General features: G+C 59.2%; 17 protein-coding genes and 3 pseudogenes. 10 read left to right on the top strand and 10 right to left on the bottom strand.

The window, feature by feature from the left end:
- The first annotated feature begins 40 nt into the window (after nt 1-40).
- Nucleotides 41-1,498, top strand: a complete 1,458-nt coding sequence (locus tag JZ00_RS12680) for an NAD-dependent succinate-semialdehyde dehydrogenase (protein ID WP_039589645.1) — start codon at nt 41-43, stop codon at nt 1,496-1,498.
- Nucleotides 1,499-1,532: 34 nt separating this feature from the next.
- A complete protein-coding gene (locus JZ00_RS12675) occupies nt 1,533-2,615 on the top strand; it encodes a tartrate dehydrogenase (protein ID WP_039589646.1) in 1,083 nt (360 codons plus the stop codon).
- Nucleotides 2,616-2,742: 127 nt separating this feature from the next.
- On the opposite strand, the gene JZ00_RS12670 is transcribed toward JZ00_RS12675, so the two are convergent.
- The 3 genes from JZ00_RS12670 to JZ00_RS12660 form a co-directional block, all read right to left on the bottom strand.
- A complete protein-coding gene (locus JZ00_RS12670) occupies nt 2,743-3,450 on the bottom strand; it encodes a cupin domain-containing protein (RefSeq protein ID WP_039589647.1) in 708 nt (235 codons plus the stop codon).
- Between the two features lie 36 nt (nt 3,451-3,486).
- Nucleotides 3,487-4,344 carry a GNAT family N-acetyltransferase gene (locus JZ00_RS12665; RefSeq protein ID WP_039589648.1) on the bottom strand — a complete coding sequence of 286 codons (858 nt, stop codon included), beginning with the start codon at nt 4,342-4,344 and terminating at the stop codon, nt 3,487-3,489.
- A gap of 224 nt (nt 4,345-4,568) precedes the next feature.
- Nucleotides 4,569-5,495, bottom strand: a complete 927-nt coding sequence (locus JZ00_RS12660) for a 2-hydroxyacid dehydrogenase (RefSeq protein ID WP_039589649.1) — start codon at nt 5,493-5,495, stop codon at nt 4,569-4,571.
- A 286-nt stretch (nt 5,496-5,781) separates the two neighbouring features.
- Here JZ00_RS12660 and gabT point away from each other — a divergent pair, with 286 nt between their 5' ends.
- The 3 genes from gabT to JZ00_RS12645 all read left to right on the top strand — a co-directional run bounded on the left by gabT (nt 5,782) and on the right by JZ00_RS12645 (nt 8,357).
- Nucleotides 5,782-7,074, top strand: a complete 1,293-nt coding sequence (gabT, locus tag JZ00_RS12655; protein ID WP_039589650.1) for a 4-aminobutyrate--2-oxoglutarate transaminase — start codon at nt 5,782-5,784, stop codon at nt 7,072-7,074.
- A 91-nt stretch (nt 7,075-7,165) separates the two neighbouring features.
- Nucleotides 7,166-7,822, top strand: coding sequence for an HAD family hydrolase (locus tag JZ00_RS12650; protein WP_039589651.1), 657 nt, complete (start codon nt 7,166-7,168; stop codon nt 7,820-7,822).
- 46 nt (nt 7,823-7,868) lie between these two features.
- Entirely contained in the window at nt 7,869-8,357 is a 489-nt protein-coding gene (locus JZ00_RS12645; RefSeq protein ID WP_008146530.1) for an Lrp/AsnC family transcriptional regulator, read from the top strand.
- 177 nt (nt 8,358-8,534) lie between these two features.
- On the opposite strand, the gene JZ00_RS31495 is transcribed toward JZ00_RS12645, so the two are convergent.
- Together JZ00_RS31495 and JZ00_RS31490 are read right to left on the bottom strand one after the other, a co-directional pair.
- Nucleotides 8,535-8,723, bottom strand: a complete 189-nt coding sequence (locus JZ00_RS31495) for a hypothetical protein (RefSeq protein ID WP_082112078.1) — start codon at nt 8,721-8,723, stop codon at nt 8,535-8,537.
- A 74-nt stretch (nt 8,724-8,797) separates the two neighbouring features.
- A complete protein-coding gene (locus JZ00_RS31490; protein WP_235433080.1) occupies nt 8,798-9,460 on the bottom strand; it encodes a phosphoribosyltransferase in 663 nt (220 codons plus the stop codon).
- 312 nt (nt 9,461-9,772) lie between these two features.
- Between JZ00_RS31490 and JZ00_RS12630 the strand changes: the two genes are divergently transcribed.
- The 4 genes and pseudogenes from JZ00_RS12630 to JZ00_RS31935 form a co-directional block, all read left to right on the top strand.
- Complete coding sequence (locus JZ00_RS12630) at nt 9,773-10,663, top strand: universal stress protein (protein WP_039589659.1); 891 nt, start codon at nt 9,773-9,775, stop codon at nt 10,661-10,663.
- A gap of 54 nt (nt 10,664-10,717) precedes the next feature.
- Complete coding sequence (locus JZ00_RS12625; RefSeq protein ID WP_039589661.1) at nt 10,718-11,422, top strand: phosphoribosyltransferase; 705 nt, start codon at nt 10,718-10,720, stop codon at nt 11,420-11,422.
- Nucleotides 11,415-11,774: pseudogene (locus tag JZ00_RS12620) on the top strand (dienelactone hydrolase family protein); the annotation flags it as partial. The gene JZ00_RS12625 and the pseudogene JZ00_RS12620, both read left to right, overlap by 8 nt.
- Before the next feature lie 15 nt (nt 11,775-11,789).
- Nucleotides 11,790-11,909, top strand: a pseudogene (locus tag JZ00_RS31935) (group II intron maturase-specific domain-containing protein); the annotation flags it as partial.
- Between the two features lie 150 nt (nt 11,910-12,059).
- On the opposite strand, the gene JZ00_RS12615 reads toward JZ00_RS31935, so the two are convergent.
- Nucleotides 12,060-12,422, bottom strand: coding sequence for a DUF5064 family protein (locus JZ00_RS12615; protein ID WP_039589663.1), 363 nt, complete (start codon nt 12,420-12,422; stop codon nt 12,060-12,062).
- A 63-nt stretch (nt 12,423-12,485) separates the two neighbouring features.
- Nucleotides 12,486-12,593, bottom strand: a pseudogene (locus JZ00_RS30860) (carbamate kinase); the annotation flags it as partial.
- Nucleotides 12,594-13,005: 412 nt separating this feature from the next.
- On the opposite strand from JZ00_RS30860, the gene ppk2 reads away from it, so the two are divergent.
- Nucleotides 13,006-13,827 (top strand): polyphosphate kinase 2, encoded by an 822-nt coding sequence (ppk2, locus tag JZ00_RS12610; protein WP_039589665.1) that lies wholly within the window; start codon nt 13,006-13,008, stop codon nt 13,825-13,827.
- A gap of 85 nt (nt 13,828-13,912) precedes the next feature.
- On the opposite strand, the gene JZ00_RS12605 is transcribed toward ppk2, so the two are convergent.
- From JZ00_RS12605 to JZ00_RS12595, 3 genes are read right to left on the bottom strand one after another with little or no spacing between them, the layout of a single operon-like run.
- Nucleotides 13,913-15,346, bottom strand: a complete 1,434-nt coding sequence (locus JZ00_RS12605; protein ID WP_039589666.1) for an efflux transporter outer membrane subunit — start codon at nt 15,344-15,346, stop codon at nt 13,913-13,915.
- Nucleotide 15,347: 1 nt separating this feature from the next.
- Nucleotides 15,348-18,557, bottom strand: a complete 3,210-nt coding sequence (locus tag JZ00_RS12600) for an efflux RND transporter permease subunit (RefSeq protein WP_039589668.1) — start codon at nt 18,555-18,557, stop codon at nt 15,348-15,350.
- Nucleotides 18,554-19,753: an efflux RND transporter periplasmic adaptor subunit gene (locus tag JZ00_RS12595; RefSeq protein ID WP_046509687.1), complete on the bottom strand. Its 1,200-nt coding sequence runs from the start codon at nt 19,751-19,753 to the stop codon at nt 18,554-18,556. Before JZ00_RS12595 ends, JZ00_RS12600 begins: the two co-directional genes overlap by 4 nt.
- Nucleotides 19,754-19,915: the final 162 nt, after the last annotated feature.

Genomic DNA, 19,915 nt, shown 5'->3' with positions numbered 1-19,915 from the left:
TCAATAGACTGGAGACTGTCTCAAAACAGGACTCCACGCCATGCTCAAGAATCGCCTGAAAGACCCCAGCCTGCTGGTGGAACTCGCTTACATCGACGGTCAGTGGGTCGGCGCCGACAACGCCGCGACCCTGGACGTCATCAACCCGGCCACCGGCGAAGTGCTCGCCCGGGTACCGGCAATACAAGGCAGCGAAACCCGGCGCGCCGTCGAAGCCGCCGACCGTGCGTGGCCGGCCTGGCGCGCACGTCCGGCGGCAGAACGAGCGGCGCTGCTGGATCGCTGGTATCAGGCCATGATCGACAACCTCGATGACCTGGCGTTGATCCTGACCTGCGAACAGGGCAAGCCGCTGACGGAAGCCCAGGGTGAGATTCGCTACGGTGCCAGCTTCGTCAAATGGTTCGCCGAAGAAGCCCGACGGGTCTACGGCGAAACCATCCAGGCCCCCAGCGGTGACCGCCGTTTGCTGACCCTCAAGCAACCGGTCGGCGTTTGCGCCGCGATCACCCCGTGGAACTTCCCCAACGCGATGATTACCCGCAAGTGCGCGCCAGCCCTGGCCGCCGGCTGCACGATCGTGGTCAAGCCGTCGGACCTGACCCCGCTGTCGGCCCTGGCCCTGGCCGTGCTGGCCGAGCGGGTCGGCATTCCGGCCGGGGTGTTCAACGTCGTCACCGGCATGCCTGTCGGCATTGGTGAAGAGCTGACCGGCAACCCAACGGTACGCAAGCTTTCCTTCACCGGTTCCACCGCGGTCGGTCGGCTGCTGATGCGCCAGAGCGCCGAACACATCAAGCGCTTGAGCCTGGAGCTGGGCGGTAACGCGCCGTTCATTGTGTTCGACGACGCCGACCTGGAGCAGGCGGTGACCGGCATCATGCTCAGCAAATTCCGCAATGCTGGACAGACCTGCGTCTGCGCCAACCGGATTCTGGTGCAGGACGGGATCTACGAGCGCTTCGCCCAGCGCCTGGTGGAGGAGGTGGGCAAGCTCAAGGTCGGCGATGGCCTGAAGGATGGCATAAACATAGGCCCGCTGATCAATGCGGCGGCGGTCAGCAAGGTTGCTCGACACATCGACGAGGCCTTGAGCCAAGGCGCGCGTCTACTCTGTGGTGAGATTCCCCAGGGCGACAGCCAGTTCGTCCAGCCGACCGTACTCGGCGAAACCCACGCTGGGATGCTGCTGGCCAACGAAGAAACCTTCGGTCCGGTGGCGCCACTGATGCGCTTTAGCACTGAAGAAGAGGCGCTGGCCTTGGCTAACGCAACGCCTTATGGCTTGGCCGCGTATTTCTTCACCCAGGACCTGCGCCGCTCATGGCGGTTCTGCGAGGCGTTGGAGTTCGGCATGATCGGCCTCAATACCGGGCTTATTTCCATGGACGTCGCACCCTTTGGCGGTATCAAGCAATCGGGCCTGGGGCGCGAAGGTAGCAAGTACGGCCTGGATGAATTCCTTGAAGTCAAAGCCTTCCACATGGGTGGGTTGTGATCCGGTCAACGTTTGAACAGAGGAGGCACGGTTGATGAGCAAACCATTCAGAATCGCCGCGATTGCCGGCGACGGTATTGGCAAGGAAGTCTTGCCGCAAGGGCTGCGGGTATTGGAGCAGGCCGCGCAGAAGTGGCAATTGGATTTGAGCATCGAAGTGCTCGACTGGGCCAACTGCGATTACTACCTGGAGCATGGGCAGATGATGCCCAGCGACTGGTTTGAACAACTCAAGGGCTTCGACGCCATCTACTTTGGCGCCGTGGGTTGGCCGGACAAGGTGCCGGATCACATTTCTCTTTGGGGGTCGCTACTGAAGTTTCGCCGGGACTTCGACCAGTACGTGAACATTCGCCCGGTACGGCTGTTTCCCGGTGTGCCGTGCCCGTTGGCCGGGCGCGAAGCCGGGGACATCGACTTCGTGGTGATCCGCGAGAACACCGAGGGCGAATACTCCTCGATTGGCGGCAAGATGTTCGAAGGCACCGAGCATGAGTTCGTGCTGCAGGAATCGGTGTTCACTCGCCGCGGCGTGGACCGGATCCTCAAGTTCGCCTTCGACCTGGCCCAGACCCGGCCGCGCAAGCGCCTGACCGCAGCGACCAAGTCCAACGGCATTTCCATCAGCATGCCGTACTGGGACGAACGCACCGCGCTCATGGCGCAGCAATACCCGGACGTCACTTGGGACAAGCAACACATCGATATCCTGTGCGCGCGTTTTGTGCTTCAGCCTGATCGTTTCGATGTGGTCGTGGCGTCGAATCTGTTCGGCGATATCCTGTCTGACCTCGGGCCGGCCTGCGCTGGCACCATCGGCATCGCTCCTTCGGCCAATCTCGACCCGGAGCGACGTTTTCCTTCGCTGTTTGAACCGGTTCATGGTTCGGCGCCGGATATCTACGGGCGGAACATCGCTAATCCGATTGCGATGATCTGGTCCGGTGCCTTGATGCTGGACTTCCTCGGCAATGGCGATGAGCGCTACCGCGCGGCCCATGACGGTATTCTCAGGGCCATCGAGCAGGTGATTGCCGAGGGGCCGATTACGCCTGATCTGGGGGGGCAGGGGTCGACTCAGGATGTGGGGCAGGCTATTGCCATGGCGCTTTTGTGAGCTTTTTACGGTGTGTATATCGGTTATTTGAGTAACGCCGGCTTAGGGTTCCGCCGTCAGGGCGGAACCTTAAGCAGCCGTTACCGCAACAACGGATATTCACACCAAAAAAAGCCCCACGACACGATCACTTACAGACATAAAACTTGCGCACGTAGACGCTGCTCTTCCAAGCGCAAGGAGCCCCCTTAGCCACAAACACCGTATCGCCAGTATTCACCACCAGCCCCGTCCCATTCGCGAGGTGCAGCACGACACTGCCCTCGAGCAAGTGCATCAACTCATGCATTGTGTGTGGCCGCGCCTTACGGATATAAGGTGTCGAATCCCAGATCCCGATACGCAAATTGGTCGCGTCTTCGACAAACAAATTGTTGGAGCGACATTGCGGTGTCGGGCTCAGCAAAAATTCCTCAGGCGGAGGCGTCGAAGGGGAGAGCAGGGTGTGCGGGGGGAGAGCAGTCAGCCCCATGCTGCCCACTTCAACAGGCTGGATATCGGCACAGAACGCCCAGAACGAACCCGGTTGCGCCTCGATCCGAACGGATGTACCGCGGGCAATCACAGCGCTGTCACCCGGGTTGAGTTCGAGCGAGTGATCCTGGCTCTGCAAGGTGACGCAGCCCGCGTGAACCACAATCGTTTCACTGTAGGGGTAGGCATCGACGCTGAATCGTCCGCTCGCCTGGACGATGCCGGCAGCCATGTCATCGGTCCCGATATAAGCAATCTGCCTGTCGAACGGATCGTTGGCTCCAAGTGAGCCGCGGGTGAACACTGTGGATGCGGGAGTGCCGTTGGCATGGGCCAACAGCACGGCAGTGGGTTCGAGCATGAGGATGTTTCTCCGAGAGGGGATGGTGTAGGGAAGTCAGCCGATGGCCTGGGTCACCAGCGCGAATTGGTATACGCCGCCGCTGGCTTGGGGCGGGGTCCCGCGAACCATTTGTGCAACGGTGTCGACCTGCTTCAGCCCGGCGGCTTCCAGCCAGGGACCCAGGCCGCAGTCGGACGGTACATCCATGCGCACAAAAGTCTCCGGCACTTGTGCCAGCAACACGGCGATCAAGTGCTTGGCCTGCTCTGGATTTTCTGCCACGACCGGGCCGATGTAACGACCACGACCGAATGGACGCAGCAGGGCAAACCCGCGCAGTTGCCCATCGCGCTCGATGCCCATGACCTCGTCGACACTGTCGAACAGATCGTTGAGCACGGCATGCCGATCCAGGCCGCTGCCAGCATTGGCGAGTGCGATCAAGCCGCTTCGATCCGCGTCGGTCAGGCGGCGCAGGCGCTCGCCGGATGGCAGGTCTGTGGGGACGGGGGGCAATACGTTGCCCTGATGCTGCTGGATATGGCCAAAGTCAACGAATCCCTGGCTGGCATAAAGGGGGGCGCCGGCCAACGTCGCATTGAGCATGGCGGTCTGCGAGCCGCACGCTTGGAGCGCCAGCTCCATCAATCTGCGCCCGATGCCCTGGCCCTGGTACTCATCGCTGACGATCACCAGGCCAATCGTGGCGTAATCCCCTTGCGGGCAAGTGAATGCCGTGCCAATCAAACGACCTTCGTCTTCTGCGACAAATCCCTGGGAAACACGCTGCAGCATGGCCCAGTCTGCCAAACGGTGAGGCCATTTCAACTGCACCGATAAGGCATGGGCCGCCGCCACATCGGCAGCGGTCATGGCGCGATAGACGTAGGCTGGGCGTTGCGTGTTGGACATGACAAATCTCCATGGACAGGGCGCGTGACCGGGCGGATTTCTCCGCTCAAAGTGTTGGTATCTCACCTACCGCCAGGCCTGACAAGGGGCACACCTGGATTCGGTAGATTGCATAAGTTGCGGCTTCAGGCGCCGCAGTTATTGCTCAAATCGGCAGCAGGCTCAGCAGCAAATATCAGTGGATTTTTCGTCGGTGCTTTTCATCGACGCAGGGGCGGCGCGGGTCAATAACGTCGCTGGCGATCAATCTGGCCGAGCATCGATTCGCCGCGTTGATGCCGACGGATATTGTCCAGCAGCACGCCAAAGGCACTTTCAGGTTGGGTCATCGCCGCGATATGCGGCGTCAGCACTATCTGCGGATGCTGCCAGAACGGGTGATCCGGTGCGGCCGGCTCCTGTTGCAAGACGTCGAGCACCGCGGCACTGAGCTGGCCGCTGGCCAGGGCCTCGAGCAGATCCTCTTCGATCAGGTGTCCACCGCGCCCCATGTTGACCAGGGCCGCGCCCTTGGGCAGGTGTTGGAACAACCGGCGGTTGAGAATCCCTTGGGTCTGCTCGGTCAATGGCAAGACACAGATCACGATGTCGCATTGGCCAAGGAACGCCGGGAGTTGTTCATCACCGGCGAAGCAATCCACGCCAACAATAGTGTGTTCACTGCGTGCCCAGCCGGATAAGGCGAAACCAAAGGTCTTTAGGGTGGCCAGGATCTGCTGGGCCTGCATGCCAAGCCCCATGACACCGACCCGACGCTGGGCCGCTGGTTGCAGCAGGTGCGCCTGCCAGCACCGGGCGAGCTGTTGCTGGCGATAACGGAGCATATCCCGGTGCAGGCTGAGCACGGCGAAGCTGGCGTACTCGCACATGCCCTGGGTGATGCCAGGATCGAGTAGACGGACTACCGGCAGGGAGGCGGGCAGGCGGTCAAGGTCAAGCTGGTCGACCCCGGCCGACAATGCGAACAGCACGTCGAGGTTCGGCAACAGTGCTTCGACGTCGTCCGGTGCTTGCCACGCGGCGAGGTAGCGAATGTCCTTTGGATCGCCGATGTCCGGCCAGGCACGCCATTCGATATCCGGCGCGTGCTCGGCGAATAGACGCTTCCATAGTTCACCGCGTACCGGGTCGGCTTTATAAAGCAGGGCCATGGGTCACTTCTCGTACTGGATAGGGAACATTCAGCATGCCCGAGTGGCAAAGCAGGATGTATCGAAAGAGCCTGTGTAATCGCATGACACTGCGTTGTATGGAGCGTTTGCCGGCAGATTCCATGGGGCTGGAGCCGGCTGAAGGAATCTGCTGTTTGCCGGGGTGAAAACAGTCGATCCGAATTTCCCAGAGGCCAAGTTCGGCTTAGACAATTGCGTCGAACGCTTAACCTGTGGAACACATCGCAACCGTTCCCCGGTTGCCTGGTTCACTGTGGGAGATGCCATGAACAGTAAAGTCGAAGAAACCCCAAGCTTGCTCCGTCAACGCGATCAATTCGTGCCACGGGGTTTGGTCACCGCACATCCGCTGGTCATCGACCGGGCCCAGGGGTCCGAAGTGTGGGACGTGGACGGGACGCGCTATCTGGACTTCGTCGGCGGCATTGGCGTCTTGAATATCGGGCACAATCATCCGAAGGTGGTCGCGGCGGTGCAGGCCCAACTGCAAAAGGTCAGCCACGCTTGCTTCCAGGTGGTGGCCTACAAGCCCTATCTCGACCTGGTCAAGCGTTTGTGCGAACTCGTGGGTGGCGAGCAAGCCTATAAGGCGGCGCTGTTCACGTCCGGCGCGGAGGCAGTGGAGAACGCGGTGAAGATCGCCCGCGCCCACACCAATCGTCCCGCCATCATTTCCTTCCGTGGCGGTTTCCATGGGCGTACCTTGCTGGGTACGACGCTGACGGGCATGAGCCAGCCCTACAAGCAGAATTTCGGTCCCCTCGCGCCTGAGGTCTTCCATACTCCCTACCCGAATGCCTATCGCGGTTTCAGCAGCGAGATGGCGTTGCAGGCGCTGAACGAATTGCTGGCGACCCAAGTCGCTCCGGATCGCGTCGCGGCGATCATCATCGAGCCGGTGCAGGGCGACGGCGGCTTCTTGTCCGCGCCACCGGAATTTCTCCAGGCGCTGCGGGCCTTGACCGAGCAACACGGCATCGTGCTCATTCTCGATGAGATCCAGACCGGGTTCGGCCGTACCGGCAAATGGTTCGGTTTCCAGCACGCCGGAATCCAGCCAGACCTGGTCACCGTCGCCAAGAGCCTGGCCGGTGGTTTGCCCATTTCCGGCGTAGTGGGACGTGCGCACATCATGGACGCGCCCTTGCCCGGTGGCCTCGGCGGCACCTATGGCGGTAACGCCTTGGCCTGTGCAGCCGCGTTGGCGGTGATCGAAGCTTACGAACAGGAACAGCTACTCGAGCGCGGCAGGGCATTGGGCGAGCGGCTGCGTCAGGGCCTGCTGCGCTTGCAAGCACGTCACCCACGTATCGGTGACGTACGCGGCACCGGCTTCATGCTCGCCATCGAATTGATCAAGGACGATGAGGCCCGCAGCCCCGACGCCGAACTCACCCAACGACTGATCGACCAGGCCCGGGTAGGCGGGCTGTTGGTGATCAAATGCGGGGTGTACCGAAATGTCCTGCGTTTCTTGGCGCCCCTGGTTACCGAAGAAAGCCAGATCGACGAAGCACTGACCATTCTTGAAGCAGCTTTGCTACGCGTGTTGGATTAATCTCAGGTCTCGGTCGGCACCTGTAACGATGTGCCGACCGAGGGCATTTAGCGCATACGGATTGATGAATGCATCATGGGAGGCGACACACATGCACCTGACTGATTATCGTGCGCTGCTGATCGATTGCGACGAAGTTTTGGTGGATCGGGACTCCGGTGTCTGGACGGCCCTGCAACCCTTGCTCGACAACCATCCGGGCCTGCCAGGCAAGGACGCGGTGTTGGCGGAATTCGACGCGGCGGTGCGCGGGCTTTATCCGCGTTTTTCCGAACTGGGCTTCAGTGGTTTATTGTGCTTTGCCCATCGTCAACTGGCAGAGCGTTTGGGCCTCAAGGTCAGTTGGGAGGAGGGCATGAGCTTTGCCCGCTCGGCCTGCAACTGGTCGCTGTTCGAGGACGCGCCCGGTGCCATGCTGTACCTGCGCAAGTTCTACCGGTTGCTGGTGTACTGCGACCGCGATGCCGAGGATCGCGACCAGCTCTGCGAGCGTTTGGGGATCCCTCCCGAGGACCTGCATTCGCGCGCCAACAATCCATTGGAGGATGGAGCATGGCTGCAGGCGAACAAGCTCAAGCCTGAAAACATCATGCAAGTATCCCGGCCGCCGGCACAACCGCCAAAGTCAGCGGGTCTTTGCCTGATCCGCCGTGGCCATGAGCCTGATAATCAAGAATATTTTGCCGATTTCTACATCACCAGCATGGCCGACCTCGTCGCTCAGCATCAGCTATCTTTGCGCCGTTGAATTTGCTAAAACCGCTGTCAACCTGAAGACAACCGAGGGGTACCCGATGGAAGGTTTAATAAAACTAGACCGAATTGATATCAGTATCCTTGTTGAACTTCAAAAGGACGGTCGAATGACCAACGTCAGTCTCGCCGATGCCGTGGGGCTGTCATCCAGCCCATGCCTGCAGCGAGTCAAGCGGCTTGAGTCGGCGGGTTATATTTCCGGCTACAGGGCTCATCTCAATCTTGCCAAGATCACTGACTCGGTCACGGTCTTCACTGAAATCACGCTTAGCGACCACAAGCGGGAAGACTTCGCCAAGTTCGAATCCAATATTCGCTTGGTCGATGAAGTACTGGAGTGCCATTTGATCAGCGGGGGTTACGATTACCTGGTGCGCTTCATGACATGTAGCATCCAGCATTACCAGGAAGTGATCGAAGGGTTGCTGGACAAGAATATCGGCATTTCCAAGTACTTCAGTTACATTGTCATCAAATCCCCTGTGCTCAAGGATGGGGTTCCGTTGCGTAGGTTGTTGCGCCACTGACGTCGCTTTCGATGCCAGGCTCGAATTCCGGTTGATGCAGCCCAGGCCCAGGCCCAGGATCGGGACTGGCAGGCGGCTAGTTTTATTTGATTTTGAACATAAGCTCTAGCCGCTTGAGGAACTGTTCAAGCGCAATCCGGAGCAGCGCGCTTGACCCCGGATGCGAACGGCATGCCGCTAAAGGTGGTAGCGCGATTGCACCCATAGTTTGATTTGCTCCAATGCTTTGTTGGGGGGCAGGGTGCTGTCCGTTTCAATGAGGCGTGTCTTGTTGGCAAGCACATCGTCTCGGATCACATGGCGGAACCAGTTGGAAAAATCGCCGGCCTTCATATGTTCGCCAAGAGCGACATCGGACAGTTGCATCGAGAGGGACAGGAACTCCGTCAGGTTCGCGGCACTTTTGCCCAGGGTTGGAAAGTGAAACGCATGCCATGCGCCTACATTTCCCGAAACGTACTTGCCGCTGTGACGATGGTGCTTCTGGTCTGGTTGGACCTGGTCGAGCAGCAGCACTTGTTCGCCTTTTCGTACGTTCCACAGACAGGCATGTTCCAGGCCTGATGGACGCTCTGGGAAGGCGGGCCAGCTATGCGATATGCGTTTGGCGAACTGTTCGACCAGTTGCCGGGCAGTGCTGCCGAACGTGACCAGCACGTCGACCTCCTCAAGGAGCGCCGGGCATACAGTACGGCGGTATGGACGCGACGAGCCCCCAGTTGCGCCAGGTATGCGCAGGTGCGCAAGAGCGAATGGCCTTCGAAGAGCACGTCATCGACCACCAGCAAGGTGGTATTGGCCAGGTCGAGACCGCCCAGGGCCGGGTTTTCGGTCAATTGGGTGTAGGTATGCAGCACTTGCAGGTCGTCGGCGTAGCGCTTGACCTGGAGAGGGTAAAGAGGCAATTGCGGCTGGCCGGTCCGATGCGCAATGTACTCGCGTAACCGTTGAGCCAGTGGTTCGCCCCGGCGCTGGATACCAATCAGCGCTGCGTGGGTCGGGGGCAGGAGGGTCGCGGCCTTGTGCGCCATAGCCTGCAGCACGTCATCCAGCTCTTTGCTGTCATACAGGCGCACCCGCTGACTGGCCAATAGGATCGTCATCGCCTTTCTCCTGTCCGTAGACCATGGGTTATGTACCCAAGGTAATCCGGTTGCCACTGACGAGATTGACATTGATCAATCGCGGTCCAAACAAAGGCCGGTGATTGACGAGGGCGAACCGCCAACCCGTCCTGACACGCATGCGCCGTTGAAGGCCTGGTCGACGAAAGTCATTGATATATATCAACGCCACGATTGCCCTGACAGAGGATGGTGAACCTACAACGAAGGTGCCCGTTGCAGCGGCAGATACGACAATGGCCCGCGGGTGATAGGTAGTGAACAAACGTGCCAGTTCCATGGAGTCCGACCATGAGCCAGTATCAACGGTTATTGCTGATCATCAACCCGGCCCTGCGCCACTCCCACGCCTTGGAGCACGCTGGGGCCCTGGCCAAGGCCAGTGGTGCGAGCTTGCACATCGCCGCGTTGATCCCTTCCTGGAAACTGTTGTCACTGCTCGAAGAAGGTGACCGGGAGCAGGCGCGCGAAGGCTACCTGCAAGACCATCGCGATTGGCTTAAGAACCAGGCGAATCACCTGCGCGACCGAGGCATCGAGGTGACCACGGAGGTGACCTGGGCCGATGACATGCAGCAAGACATTCTCGATCACGTCACCGAGATGCAGCCCGACCTGCTGATCAAGCAAGTGCAGCACGAGTCAGCGTTCAAGCGGGCTTTTTTCACCCCCCTGGACTGGCGCTTGCTGCGCCATTGCCCGGTACCGGTGTACCTGCTGGGTGAAAGCGACCATCCTTTGCCCCGCAAGGTCGTGGCTGCGGTCGATGCGTCCAGTACCCTGGCGCAGGACAACGAACTCAATGAGCGGATCATCCAACAGGCATGCGGACTCGCCATCCAATGCGATGCCGAGTTGCACTTGCTGTACGCCTGCGACATCTCGATGGTGTACATGGGCGATATGGGCGGCGGCGGTCTAGCGCTACCGGACCTTGGCGAGCAGTTGCGCAAAGAACAAGAAAAGTCCTTTTTCGATCTGGCTGACCGACATGGCGTGGCCGCTGACCGCCGTCACTTCATTGAAGGGCACCCTGTCGCGGTGCTGAGTGCATTTGCCGATGAACAGCATATGGACGTGATTGTGATGGGCAGGGTCCAGTCCCATGGCCTGGAGAAACTTTTGGGCAGCACGACCGAACATACCCTGTACCGGGTAACTTGCAGCGTCCTGGCCATCTAGCGGTCAGGATCGTCCATAACGAACCGACAGGCACCATCGTCTCAGGAGGTTCCCATGATTCAGAGCCCCTCATTGCAAACCACTTTGCCGAACCGTGTCGAGGCCGGTCGGCGACTGGTCGAGCCCTTGTTCAAATATGCCAATAGACCTGACGTCATCATCCTGGCCTTGCCCCGTGGTGGCGTCCCGGTGGCCTATGAAGTCGCGACGGCCCTGAATGTACGGCTGGACCTGATGCTGGTGCGCAAACTTGGCGTCCCGTCGCAACCTGAATTTGCCATGGGGGCCATTGCCAGTGGTGGCATACAAATTCTCAACGACGACACGCTGCGGGTGCACCCGATCGACCGCGCCAGTTTCGATGCCGTGGTCGCCCGGGAAACGCAGGAATTGTCGCGTCGCGAACAGCTGTATCGGGGTAATCGCCCGGCCTTGCAGCTCAAGGACCAAGTCGTGATTCTGATCGACGACGGCCTGGCAACCGGTTCCTCCATGATGGCCGCGGTTCATGCGGTACGCGTGCAGTCCCCGGCGCGCATCGTTGTCGCGGTGCCGGTTGCTCCGCTGGAAACGGTCGAGGCGTTGCGCAGCGAAGTGAATGAAGTGATTTGCCCGCTCATTCCCGAGTGGATGATGTCGATCGGTTATTGGTATTTGGATTTTGCCCAGACGTCGGACGAAGAAGTCATCGATCTCATGCACCAGGCCTGGCAGCGGGAAGCGGCGAGCGGTTGCACGACGGAGCCTCCTGATGCTTGAACCTCAATCTCGATCCATCGACCTGCCAGGCGTCGAGTTGTCGGCCAATCTGCGTTTGCCGGCGAGGACCCAGGCCCTGGTGATCTTCGTCCATGGCAGTGGCAGCGGCCGTACCAGCCCACGTAATCAATACGTGGCCGATGTCCTCGCCCGTCGTGGCTTGGGTTCACTGTTGTTCGACCTGCTCACGGAGTCGGAGCAGCGCATGGACAATCTGACCGGGGAGTTGCGTTTCGATATTCCCTTGTTGGCCAGGCGCCTGATCCAGGTGATCGACTGGGTCGGCCGCGACCCTGGACTGCGCGTGCTGCGGATCGGTCTGTTTGGCGCCAGCACCGGTGCCGCCCCAGCCGCGGCAACCTTACGTGGCGGATGCCCATGGTGGAACTCGGGAGCGTCACATATGAATCAGGCGCTGCCAAAGAAACGGTGGGATCGGCTTGGACTGGTCTCGATACTGGATACGATCAACGGTTTATCCGCATAACCTGAACCGCCGTATACGGAACCGTACGTACGGTGGTGTGAGAGGACGGCGGCTGTGAGGCCGCCTCCTACTCGAATCCCGGAAAAATTGCCGCGGCGTTTGATGCGCTGGCGGCTTGAGCGCTTTCTCATCACCCGACTTGATAGCTCCTCACTCCAAGTGCTCAGGTTTGACTGGATCGCCTGATTTCATGTTCAACTGCACGCGGACATCTTCGAACATGGCGTCGTAATCCTTGTGCATCGAGCCGATGCTACTCATTGTCTTAGGGATGCCGTATTTCTCGGCAACTTGCGTTACGTTCCTGGCGAAGTTGTAGGCTTGATCTTTGGGCAGGTAAAACGTTTCGCTGAATTCCTTTCCCTGAATGCTGCCGTGCATTGTGAAGTGCATCCCTTTGCCTTCCTTGGGGTGCTGCATGACTTCATAATCGATACACACGTCGTAGCTGACATCGTCAGTGTTTAGCGCATGACGCTCGATGTGCAGATGACCGGGCTCGAACTTAGCCATTTTCGTCTCTCCTGTGGAAAGAAAACTCTGAACAGGGGTAAGGAAGCTGCCCCTGCGTGTCGTTTACTGATAACGGATCCCCGTCGCAGCGATACTCACACGCGTGCCGGCGTTACCCTGCACGATTGCTTCAATGTCCGACAACGACCCGATCACCGCGACCTTGCCGGTATGGTGTGGTCCTTGGCGGTGGCGAACATGAGCTCCGCGCACAGCATGACTCCAGAGCGGAGAAGTGTGAATGCAGGTTAGCTTCGCTTGCTGCTCACTCAACTGACATGGATCAAAGTCTGGTAATGCGCTGATTAATCACTTGCGACCTCAATAGGGTCGGGCCGCCCAATTACATATTGAAAAGCCCCGCCCGGAGACGCGGGTTGACGCGAAAATAAACCCAATGTTTTCGAACAAAAAACCCGAGAAACGCCACGCCCGTTCGACAATCAGTGGCGGCAAAGTTATTTGAATCTACACTGAGGTAGACCCGTATAGCCCGGTTCTACAAGCCAGTCATGCCTCGGGATGATACGAGTTGCCGAATCAATTCATCAAAAGTCAGGCCCTTGAATCCCAGAGGTTTGGTATGGCGAAAGGCAAGAGAGTTTCCCGTTTAGACGATACCGCCGCGAAAACGAAACTGGCGAATAAAGACTACTTCGCTGAACTTCGCCGCTTGCATGTCAAGCTGGTGGAGTTACAGGAATGGGTGAAGCAGGAGGGCATCAAGATATGTATCGTCTTTGAGGGGCGTGATGGTGCAGGGAAGGGTGGGACAATCAAGGCACTCATCGAACGCGTCAGCCCACGTGTCTTTCGTGTGGTGGCGTTACCGGCACCAACCGATCGAGAAAAAAGCCAGATGTATGTGCAACGTTATTTGCCGCACTTGCCCGCAGCGGGTGAGGTGGTGATCTTCGATCGAAGTTGGTACAACCGCGCAGGCGTCGAGCGGGTAATGGGATTTTGCACCAAGGAGCAGGTTGCAAATTTCTTAAAAACAACGCCGAACGTCGAGCGTGCAATCGTCGATTCAGGTGTCATCCTGCTCAAGTATTGGCTGGAAGTCAGTGAACAAGAGCAGACACGCCGGCTCAAGGCCAGGATCAAGGATGGACGTAAAATCTGGAAGCTGACCGGCATGGACCTCAAGTCGTACAGCCGTTGGTACGACTACTCTCGTGCTCGTGACGAAATGTTCAAGGCGACTGACACAGAACACGCCCCCTGGCGGGTGGCTGATTCGAACGATAAGCGCCGGGCGCGCCTCAACATCTTGACCGACTTGCTCAGTCGAATCCCCTACAAGAAAGTGCCGAGGGGAAAAGTATCCTTGCCCAAGCGGCAGAAACCAGGCGGCTATGAAGAATCGGATTATCCGATCAAGCGAATTCCTGAAATATTCTGACAGGTACCCTCGCGAATCAAGTTCAACCTACAGCCGCCCTGGGTAATAACGGTCCCGCTAACTTTTCGTTGGAGAGACTGGTTTGTCAGCGTTGTCCCTGCACATCGGCAGCTGTCAGCTTATCCGCCTCGGTCACCCAGCCGCCGCCGGTGGCCTTGTAGATATCAATCATGGATGTAAAGACCGAGCTCCGGGTGCGTGTGTAATTTAGCTCGGCGTCAAACAGACTGCGTTCTGCGTCCAGCACCTCGATGTAGCTGGTGTAGCCGTTGTCGTAACGCAGCCGTGCATAGTGGGCGTAAGTGCGCAGTGCCTCCACCTGGCCCGCCTGGAAGGCCATCTGTTCGCGAGACTTGCTCGACACTACCAAGGCGTTCTCGACATCGCCGAAGGCTGATTGAATGGCTTTCTGGTACGTCAGCAGGGCTTGTTGCTGGAAGGCTTCGGCTTGTTGGACCTGCCCTGCGATGCCACCGCCAGTGAAGATGGGCAGGCTCGCCGCGACGCCATAAGACCAAGTGGCCGCGGGCCCGGTAAACAGGTTCGAAAGTTGGTTGCTGACCGAGCCCAGCAACCCGGTCAGGGAGATGTTCGGGAAATATTGGGCCTTGGCCGCCCCGATCTGTGCGTTCGCGGAAATCAGGTTCAGCTCGGCCTGACGCAAATCCGGACGGCGTTCCAGCAGGCTTGAGGGTAAACCGGCAGGCACTGACGGCACGGTCAGTTGCGCCAGGTCGCGTCCGCGCAAGATCGGGCCTGGATTGCGCCCTATGAGCACGGCGAGCAAATTTTCCTGCTGCGCGACGAGAGGTTCAAATTGCGCCACCGAAGCCAGCGTCCGCTGGTATTCGGACTGGTTTTGCGCCAACTCCATTTCGGAGATCGTGCCGGCGCCATAGCGCAGTTTGAATATCTCGTAGGAATCACCACGCGCCTTAGCTGTCGTGCGGGCAATTTCCAATTCCCGGTCCAGCCCACGTAGCGTCACGTAACTCGTCGCCACGGACGACACCAGGCTGAGTATGACGCTACGGCGCCCTTCTTCGGATGCAAGCAAATCGGCACGTGCGGACTCATTGAGGCGCCGCAATCGTCCCCATACGTCGAGTTCCCAGTTCATGCTGAGAAGGGCTTGATAATTGTTGAACACCGGGTCGACCGACGAGTCCAGGGGCACTGGGCCATTGTCGCGTGGTGATCGGCTGCGCTGACCTTGCGCACCCAACCCGACCTGGGGAAAGTACAAGGACCTGGCCTCACCGTAGCGCCCTTGAAATTGCTCGACGCGCGCGGCAGCGATCTTGATGTCCTTATTCTCAAGCAAGGCACTTCGGACCAGCTCATCCAACACCGGGTCCTGGAACTGTTCCCACCACAGCGCGTTGGACAGGTTTTTCGCTTCCTTGTCCGCATAACGGTAGGCCATCGGGGTGTCGATGTCGGGACGTTCATAATCCGGGCCTACCAGGCAGCCCGCCAGGCCCAGGCACAGCAGTATCGAGAGAGAGGGCTTGTGCATGTCAATCGCGCTCCTGCCCGTGGCTTGCTGAACTGCCCGAGACCTGTGCGGGTGGTGCCGATAGCGCCGGTTGAGCGGCCGTTTGGGCACTGTCTTTCTTCCCGAACATCCGCTCCGCCAGGTAGTAGAACAGCGGGATGAAAAAGATTGCGACTACCGTCGCTGCCAACATCCCGCCGATGACACCCGTACCGATTGAGTGACGGCTATTTTCAGATGCGCCGACGGCAATTGCCAGCGGCACGCAGCCGAGAATGAACGCCAGCGACGTCATGACGATAGGGCGTAGACGTTCCTTGGCGGCGGTCATCGCGGCGTCATAGGCCGACATGCCATTTTCCCGGTTGAGGACCGCGAACTCGAAGATCAGGATGGCGTTCTTGGCGGCGAGTGCCACCAACATGGTCAAGCCGATCTGGAAATACACGTCATTGCTCAGGCCTCGGATCAGTACGGCGAGGAGGGCACCGAACAGGGCGAAGGGCACAGCGAGCAGCACCCCGATGGGCAAGGACCATTTTTCGTACTGGGCGGCCAGTATCAGGAACACCATCACCATGCCGAAAATAAAGACCTGTGACGAGGCACCGCCGCTCTTTTTCTCTTCGAACGCCTCGCCACTCAAGGCCAGCGAATAATCATTGGTCATGATCTCTGCGCTGATTTCTTCCAGCGCTTTGAGCGCCTGGCCGGAGCTGTAGCCAGGGGCGGCATTGGCGGTCAGCTTGACCGCCGGGAAGTTATTGAAACGGGTCAGCAGGTCGGGGCCCGTCACGTAGCGGGTGGTCAGCACCGCCTTGAGTGGCACCATTTCCCCGTTTCTGTTGCGCACGTAAATCTCTTGCAGGTCTTCGGCCTTGAGGCGATAGGACGGTTCGGCCTGCAGGATGACCTGCCACAGCCGGCTGAACTTGTTGAATTGTGAGACATAGAGCGAGCCGAACATGGTTTGCATGGCGCTATAGACATCTTCCACTGGCACGCCGAGGCTCTCTGCTTTTTCGCGGTTGACATCGACCATCAACTGGCGCGAATGAACGTTGAAAGTCGAGGTGATGGGACCGAGCTCCGGGCGCTCCTTAGCCTTCGTCATGAGCGCGCCGACCACTTCGGACAATTGGTCGAGGCTCGCGTCGCCCTTGCTCTGAATCCACACCTCCATGCCGCCGGTGGTGCCCAAGCCAGGAATCGACGGAGGGTTGACCGGCAGGATGATGCCTTCCTGAACGGTGGAAAAACCATGAGCGGCTTTTTGAAGGACCGCCGGGGCGCTTTGCTGCGCAATGGTGTCCGAGTCCTTGTAGCGTCCTTCGAAATCCTTGAAGCCGACGAAGAACGCGGCGGCATTGTTCTTGTTCTGCCCATCCAGCAGGCTGTAGCCGTTGACGATGGCGACGCCTTCCACGGCCTCATCGTTCATGAAAAAATCACTGGCCACTTTGCCGACTTCGCCGGTTCGGTCGAGGCTGGCAGCGTCAGGCATGATGATCGCGCCCAGCAGATACCCCTGGTCCTCGGGGGGCAGGAACGCGCTGGGTATGCGCTGCGCCATCAACAGGATCAACACGATCATGCCCGCAAAGAGCAACAGGGCCAGTAAGAAGCGTTTGATCATGAACGCAACAGCGCGTGAGTAACCCTCGGTCATGCGCTCGAAACTGCGTTCGAACCAACGGAAGAACGCATTTTTTTTACCGTGCTGCGGCTTGAGCAGCACGGCAGCGAGCGCTGGAGACAGGGTCAGGGCAACCAGGCCGGAAATCACCACGGAAATGGCGATGGTGATTGCGAACTGCTTGTAGAGTTGGCCGGTTATGCCACCCATGAACGCTACCGGGATAAACACCGCGCACAGTACCAGTACGATGGCCACCACCGGACCGGCGACTTCGTCCATCGCCCGCTTGGCAGCGTCCTTGGGCGTCATCTTGTGGACGTGCATGTTGCGCTCGACGTTTTCCACCACCACGATTGCGTCGTCCACCACGATACCGATGGCCAGTACCATGCCGAACAGCGTCAGCATGTTCACGGAGAAACCCAGGGCTGACATGCCGATAAAGGTACCGACGATTGACACCGGCACCGCAATCACCGGAATCAAGGTGGCGCGCAAGCTCTGCAGGAAGATGTAGACCACCACGACCACCAGCACCAGTGCTTCGAAGAAGGTATGGATCACCTCGGAGATCGACGCGCGTGTGAACGCGGTAGTGTCCATCACAATTTTGTATTCGATGCCCTCGGGAAAGGTTGCCTTCATGTCTGCGAGGGTTTTGGTGACTGCTGCCGAGACGTCCAGCGCGTTGGCCCCGGGTTGTTGATACACCGCAATCAATGTCGCCGGCTTGCCTTGGTAGGTGCTGCGCAGCGAGTAGTCCTTCTGGCCGAGTTCCGCGCGGCCAATGTCTTTGAGACGCACGAGGGCAACCCCTTCACTGCTCGCGCGCAGAATGATGTTTTCGAACTCCGCAGGCTCGGTCAGGCGTCCCTTGGTGGTCACGGCAAACGATTGCTCCACGGCAGAGCCCGTTGGCGACTGACCGACGCGTCCTACGGCAAATTGCTGGTTCTGGTTGGCCACGGCGCTCTGCACATCGGCGGCGGTGATGCCCAACTGGGCCATGCGATCGGGTTTGAGCCAGATCCGCATGGCGTAGTCTGGCGTGCCGAAGATGCTGGCCTGGTTCGCGCCAGGGATACGCTTGATCGCATCGAGGATATAAAGATTGGCGTAGTTGGCGACGTAGGTGCTGTCATAGCGGTCGCCCGCCGAGTACACCGCCAGCACCATCATGAACGCCGAGGATTTCTTCTGCACTTGGATGCCCTGGCTCTGCACGGCGGAGGGCAGTTGAGGCAAGGCCAGGTTGACCCGGTTCTGTACGTCCACCTGCGCCAGGGAAGGATCGGTCCCGATCTCGAAAAATACGTTGAGGGTCATGTTGCCCGTCGCTGAGCTCGACGAGTTCATGTAGATCATGTTGTCCGCGCCGTTGACCTGCTGCTCGATGGGCGCTGCCACGTTGTTGGCCACGACCTGGGCATCCGCACCGGGATAGGTCGCCGCCACTGTTATCTGCGGCGGGGTGATATCTGGATACTGGGCGACGGGGAGCTGGAGCATGGCCACGGTGCCGGCCAGGGTGATGATGATCGAGATGACTGAGGCGAAAATCGGCCGCTCAATGCAATAGTGGGAAATGCTCATGGGCTGTTACCACTGGTTGCACCGGCTTCTATCGAATTGGCGCCGGCAGCAGGCGGTTCGACGATTTTCAGTGCCCCCCCGGACGTCACCCTCAGCGCACCATCGACCACGATGCGCTCGCCGGCGCGCAGGCCCTTGCTGATAATCCAGTCTTCACCTTGCCACTCGCCGACTTCGACGACCCGTTGCTCGGGTTTATTCTCGGTATTGACGACCCAGACGAAGTGGCTCTTCGCGCCCTCCAGCACGGCCTTCTGGGGCACCAGGATAGCGTTTGGCCGGGTTGCGCCTTTGGCCAATGCGCGCACGAACTGGCCAGGGCGGAGCAGGCCCTTCGGGTTCGCGAGCACCGCCCGGACGAGAAAGGTGCCGGTTTCCTGGCTGTATGAAGGCGCCAGGAAACTCACCTTGCCGCGTTCGGGAACCACGGTGCCGTCAGCCAACACTATTTCCACGATAAAATCGCTGCGAGGTGGAAATATCAGGCGTCCGGCAGCAATTTCGTTGCGGTATTTCAGGGTTTCGTTTTCCGAAAGACTGAAGTTGACGTACATCGGGTCCATTTGTGATACGGACGTCAGCAGTCCTGATTCGCCGGGTGTGACGTAGCTGCCTTCCTGTTTCCTGGCATCGCTCGAAAGACCGTTGAGGGGCGAGGTGATGGTGGTGTAACTCAGATTCAGTTGCGCCGTGCGCACTAAACCTTCGGTGGCGAGTACGGCTGCCTTGCTCTCACGCTCCGCGCCGACGGCGTTGTCCAGGTCCATCTTGCTGACCGCGTTCTGCGCGGCCAGCGGCCGGACGCGGGCGAGGGTGGCCTTGGCCACTTCCCAGCGTGCTTGTTGCTGGGCCATTTGCCCCTGAGCCGATGCCAACGCTGCCTCAAACGGTTTTCGGTCCATCTGAAACAGGATTTGCCCGGCTTTCACCACATCGCCTTCGGTGTACAGCCGCTTATCGAGGAACCCCGCGACGCGCGCGCGTATCTCCACTTCGCGAGAACTCTGGGTTTGCGCAACGAACTCCAGGGTCACAGGCGTATCACGCGCAGTCACCGTCATGACGGTGACGTTAGGTGCTTGGCGAGCCGGGGAAACAGGCTCTTTACCGCAGCCACCCATTAGGCTCGAAAGCCCCACGAGAAGCGCAACCGGTACACCAACACGCTGCCTGACAACAAATGCTCTGATGCCCATGTCGACGCTCCGTCGCGCTATCCTCGAACAGAGCGTAGTCACGATATCTGGGCAGCGCGAACCCGCAAGCAAAGACGGCTTCGATCGCCATGCCGACCGCACGACCGAACGCTCGCACGGACTGTTAAGTTATTGATAAAACCGTGAGGACGGGCGCAGTAA

Origin of the sequence: Pseudomonas frederiksbergensis, assembly GCF_000802155.2 — a bacterium.
Taxonomy (GTDB): domain Bacteria; phylum Pseudomonadota; class Gammaproteobacteria; order Pseudomonadales; family Pseudomonadaceae; genus Aquipseudomonas; species Aquipseudomonas frederiksbergensis_A.
Note: the sequence above shows the minus strand (reverse complement) of the source record. Positions and strands in the feature narration are given on the sequence as shown.

What these genes read in the sequence shown, in the direction of transcription:
- JZ00_RS31490 (WP_235433080.1), bottom strand. Translation starts at nt 9,460, where the DNA reads ATGACGATCCTATTGGCCAGTCAGCGGGTGCGCCTGTATGACAGCAAA.
- JZ00_RS12645 (WP_008146530.1), top strand. Translation starts at nt 7,869, where the DNA reads ATGGAAGGTTTAATAAAACTAGACCGAATTGATATCAGTATCCTTGTT.
- JZ00_RS12630 (WP_039589659.1), top strand. Translation starts at nt 9,773, where the DNA reads ATGAGCCAGTATCAACGGTTATTGCTGATCATCAACCCGGCCCTGCGC.
- ppk2 (WP_039589665.1), top strand. Translation starts at nt 13,006, where the DNA reads ATGGCGAAAGGCAAGAGAGTTTCCCGTTTAGACGATACCGCCGCGAAA.
- JZ00_RS12625 (WP_039589661.1), top strand. Translation starts at nt 10,718, where the DNA reads ATGATTCAGAGCCCCTCATTGCAAACCACTTTGCCGAACCGTGTCGAG.
- JZ00_RS12670 (WP_039589647.1), bottom strand. Translation starts at nt 3,450, where the DNA reads ATGCTCGAACCCACTGCCGTGCTGTTGGCCCATGCCAACGGCACTCCC.
- JZ00_RS12675 (WP_039589646.1), top strand. Translation starts at nt 1,533, where the DNA reads ATGAGCAAACCATTCAGAATCGCCGCGATTGCCGGCGACGGTATTGGC.
- JZ00_RS12660 (WP_039589649.1), bottom strand. Translation starts at nt 5,495, where the DNA reads ATGGCCCTGCTTTATAAAGCCGACCCGGTACGCGGTGAACTATGGAAG.
- JZ00_RS12615 (WP_039589663.1), bottom strand. Translation starts at nt 12,422, where the DNA reads ATGGCTAAGTTCGAGCCCGGTCATCTGCACATCGAGCGTCATGCGCTA.
- gabT (WP_039589650.1), top strand. Translation starts at nt 5,782, where the DNA reads ATGAACAGTAAAGTCGAAGAAACCCCAAGCTTGCTCCGTCAACGCGAT.
- JZ00_RS12605 (WP_039589666.1), bottom strand. Translation starts at nt 15,346, where the DNA reads ATGCACAAGCCCTCTCTCTCGATACTGCTGTGCCTGGGCCTGGCGGGC.
- JZ00_RS12680 (WP_039589645.1), top strand. Translation starts at nt 41, where the DNA reads ATGCTCAAGAATCGCCTGAAAGACCCCAGCCTGCTGGTGGAACTCGCT.
- JZ00_RS12665 (WP_039589648.1), bottom strand. Translation starts at nt 4,344, where the DNA reads ATGTCCAACACGCAACGCCCAGCCTACGTCTATCGCGCCATGACCGCT.
- JZ00_RS12600 (WP_039589668.1), bottom strand. Translation starts at nt 18,557, where the DNA reads ATGAGCATTTCCCACTATTGCATTGAGCGGCCGATTTTCGCCTCAGTC.
- JZ00_RS31495 (WP_082112078.1), bottom strand. Translation starts at nt 8,723, where the DNA reads ATGCAACTGTCCGATGTCGCTCTTGGCGAACATATGAAGGCCGGCGAT.
- JZ00_RS12595 (WP_046509687.1), bottom strand. Translation starts at nt 19,753, where the DNA reads ATGGGCATCAGAGCATTTGTTGTCAGGCAGCGTGTTGGTGTACCGGTT.
- JZ00_RS12650 (WP_039589651.1), top strand. Translation starts at nt 7,166, where the DNA reads ATGCACCTGACTGATTATCGTGCGCTGCTGATCGATTGCGACGAAGTT.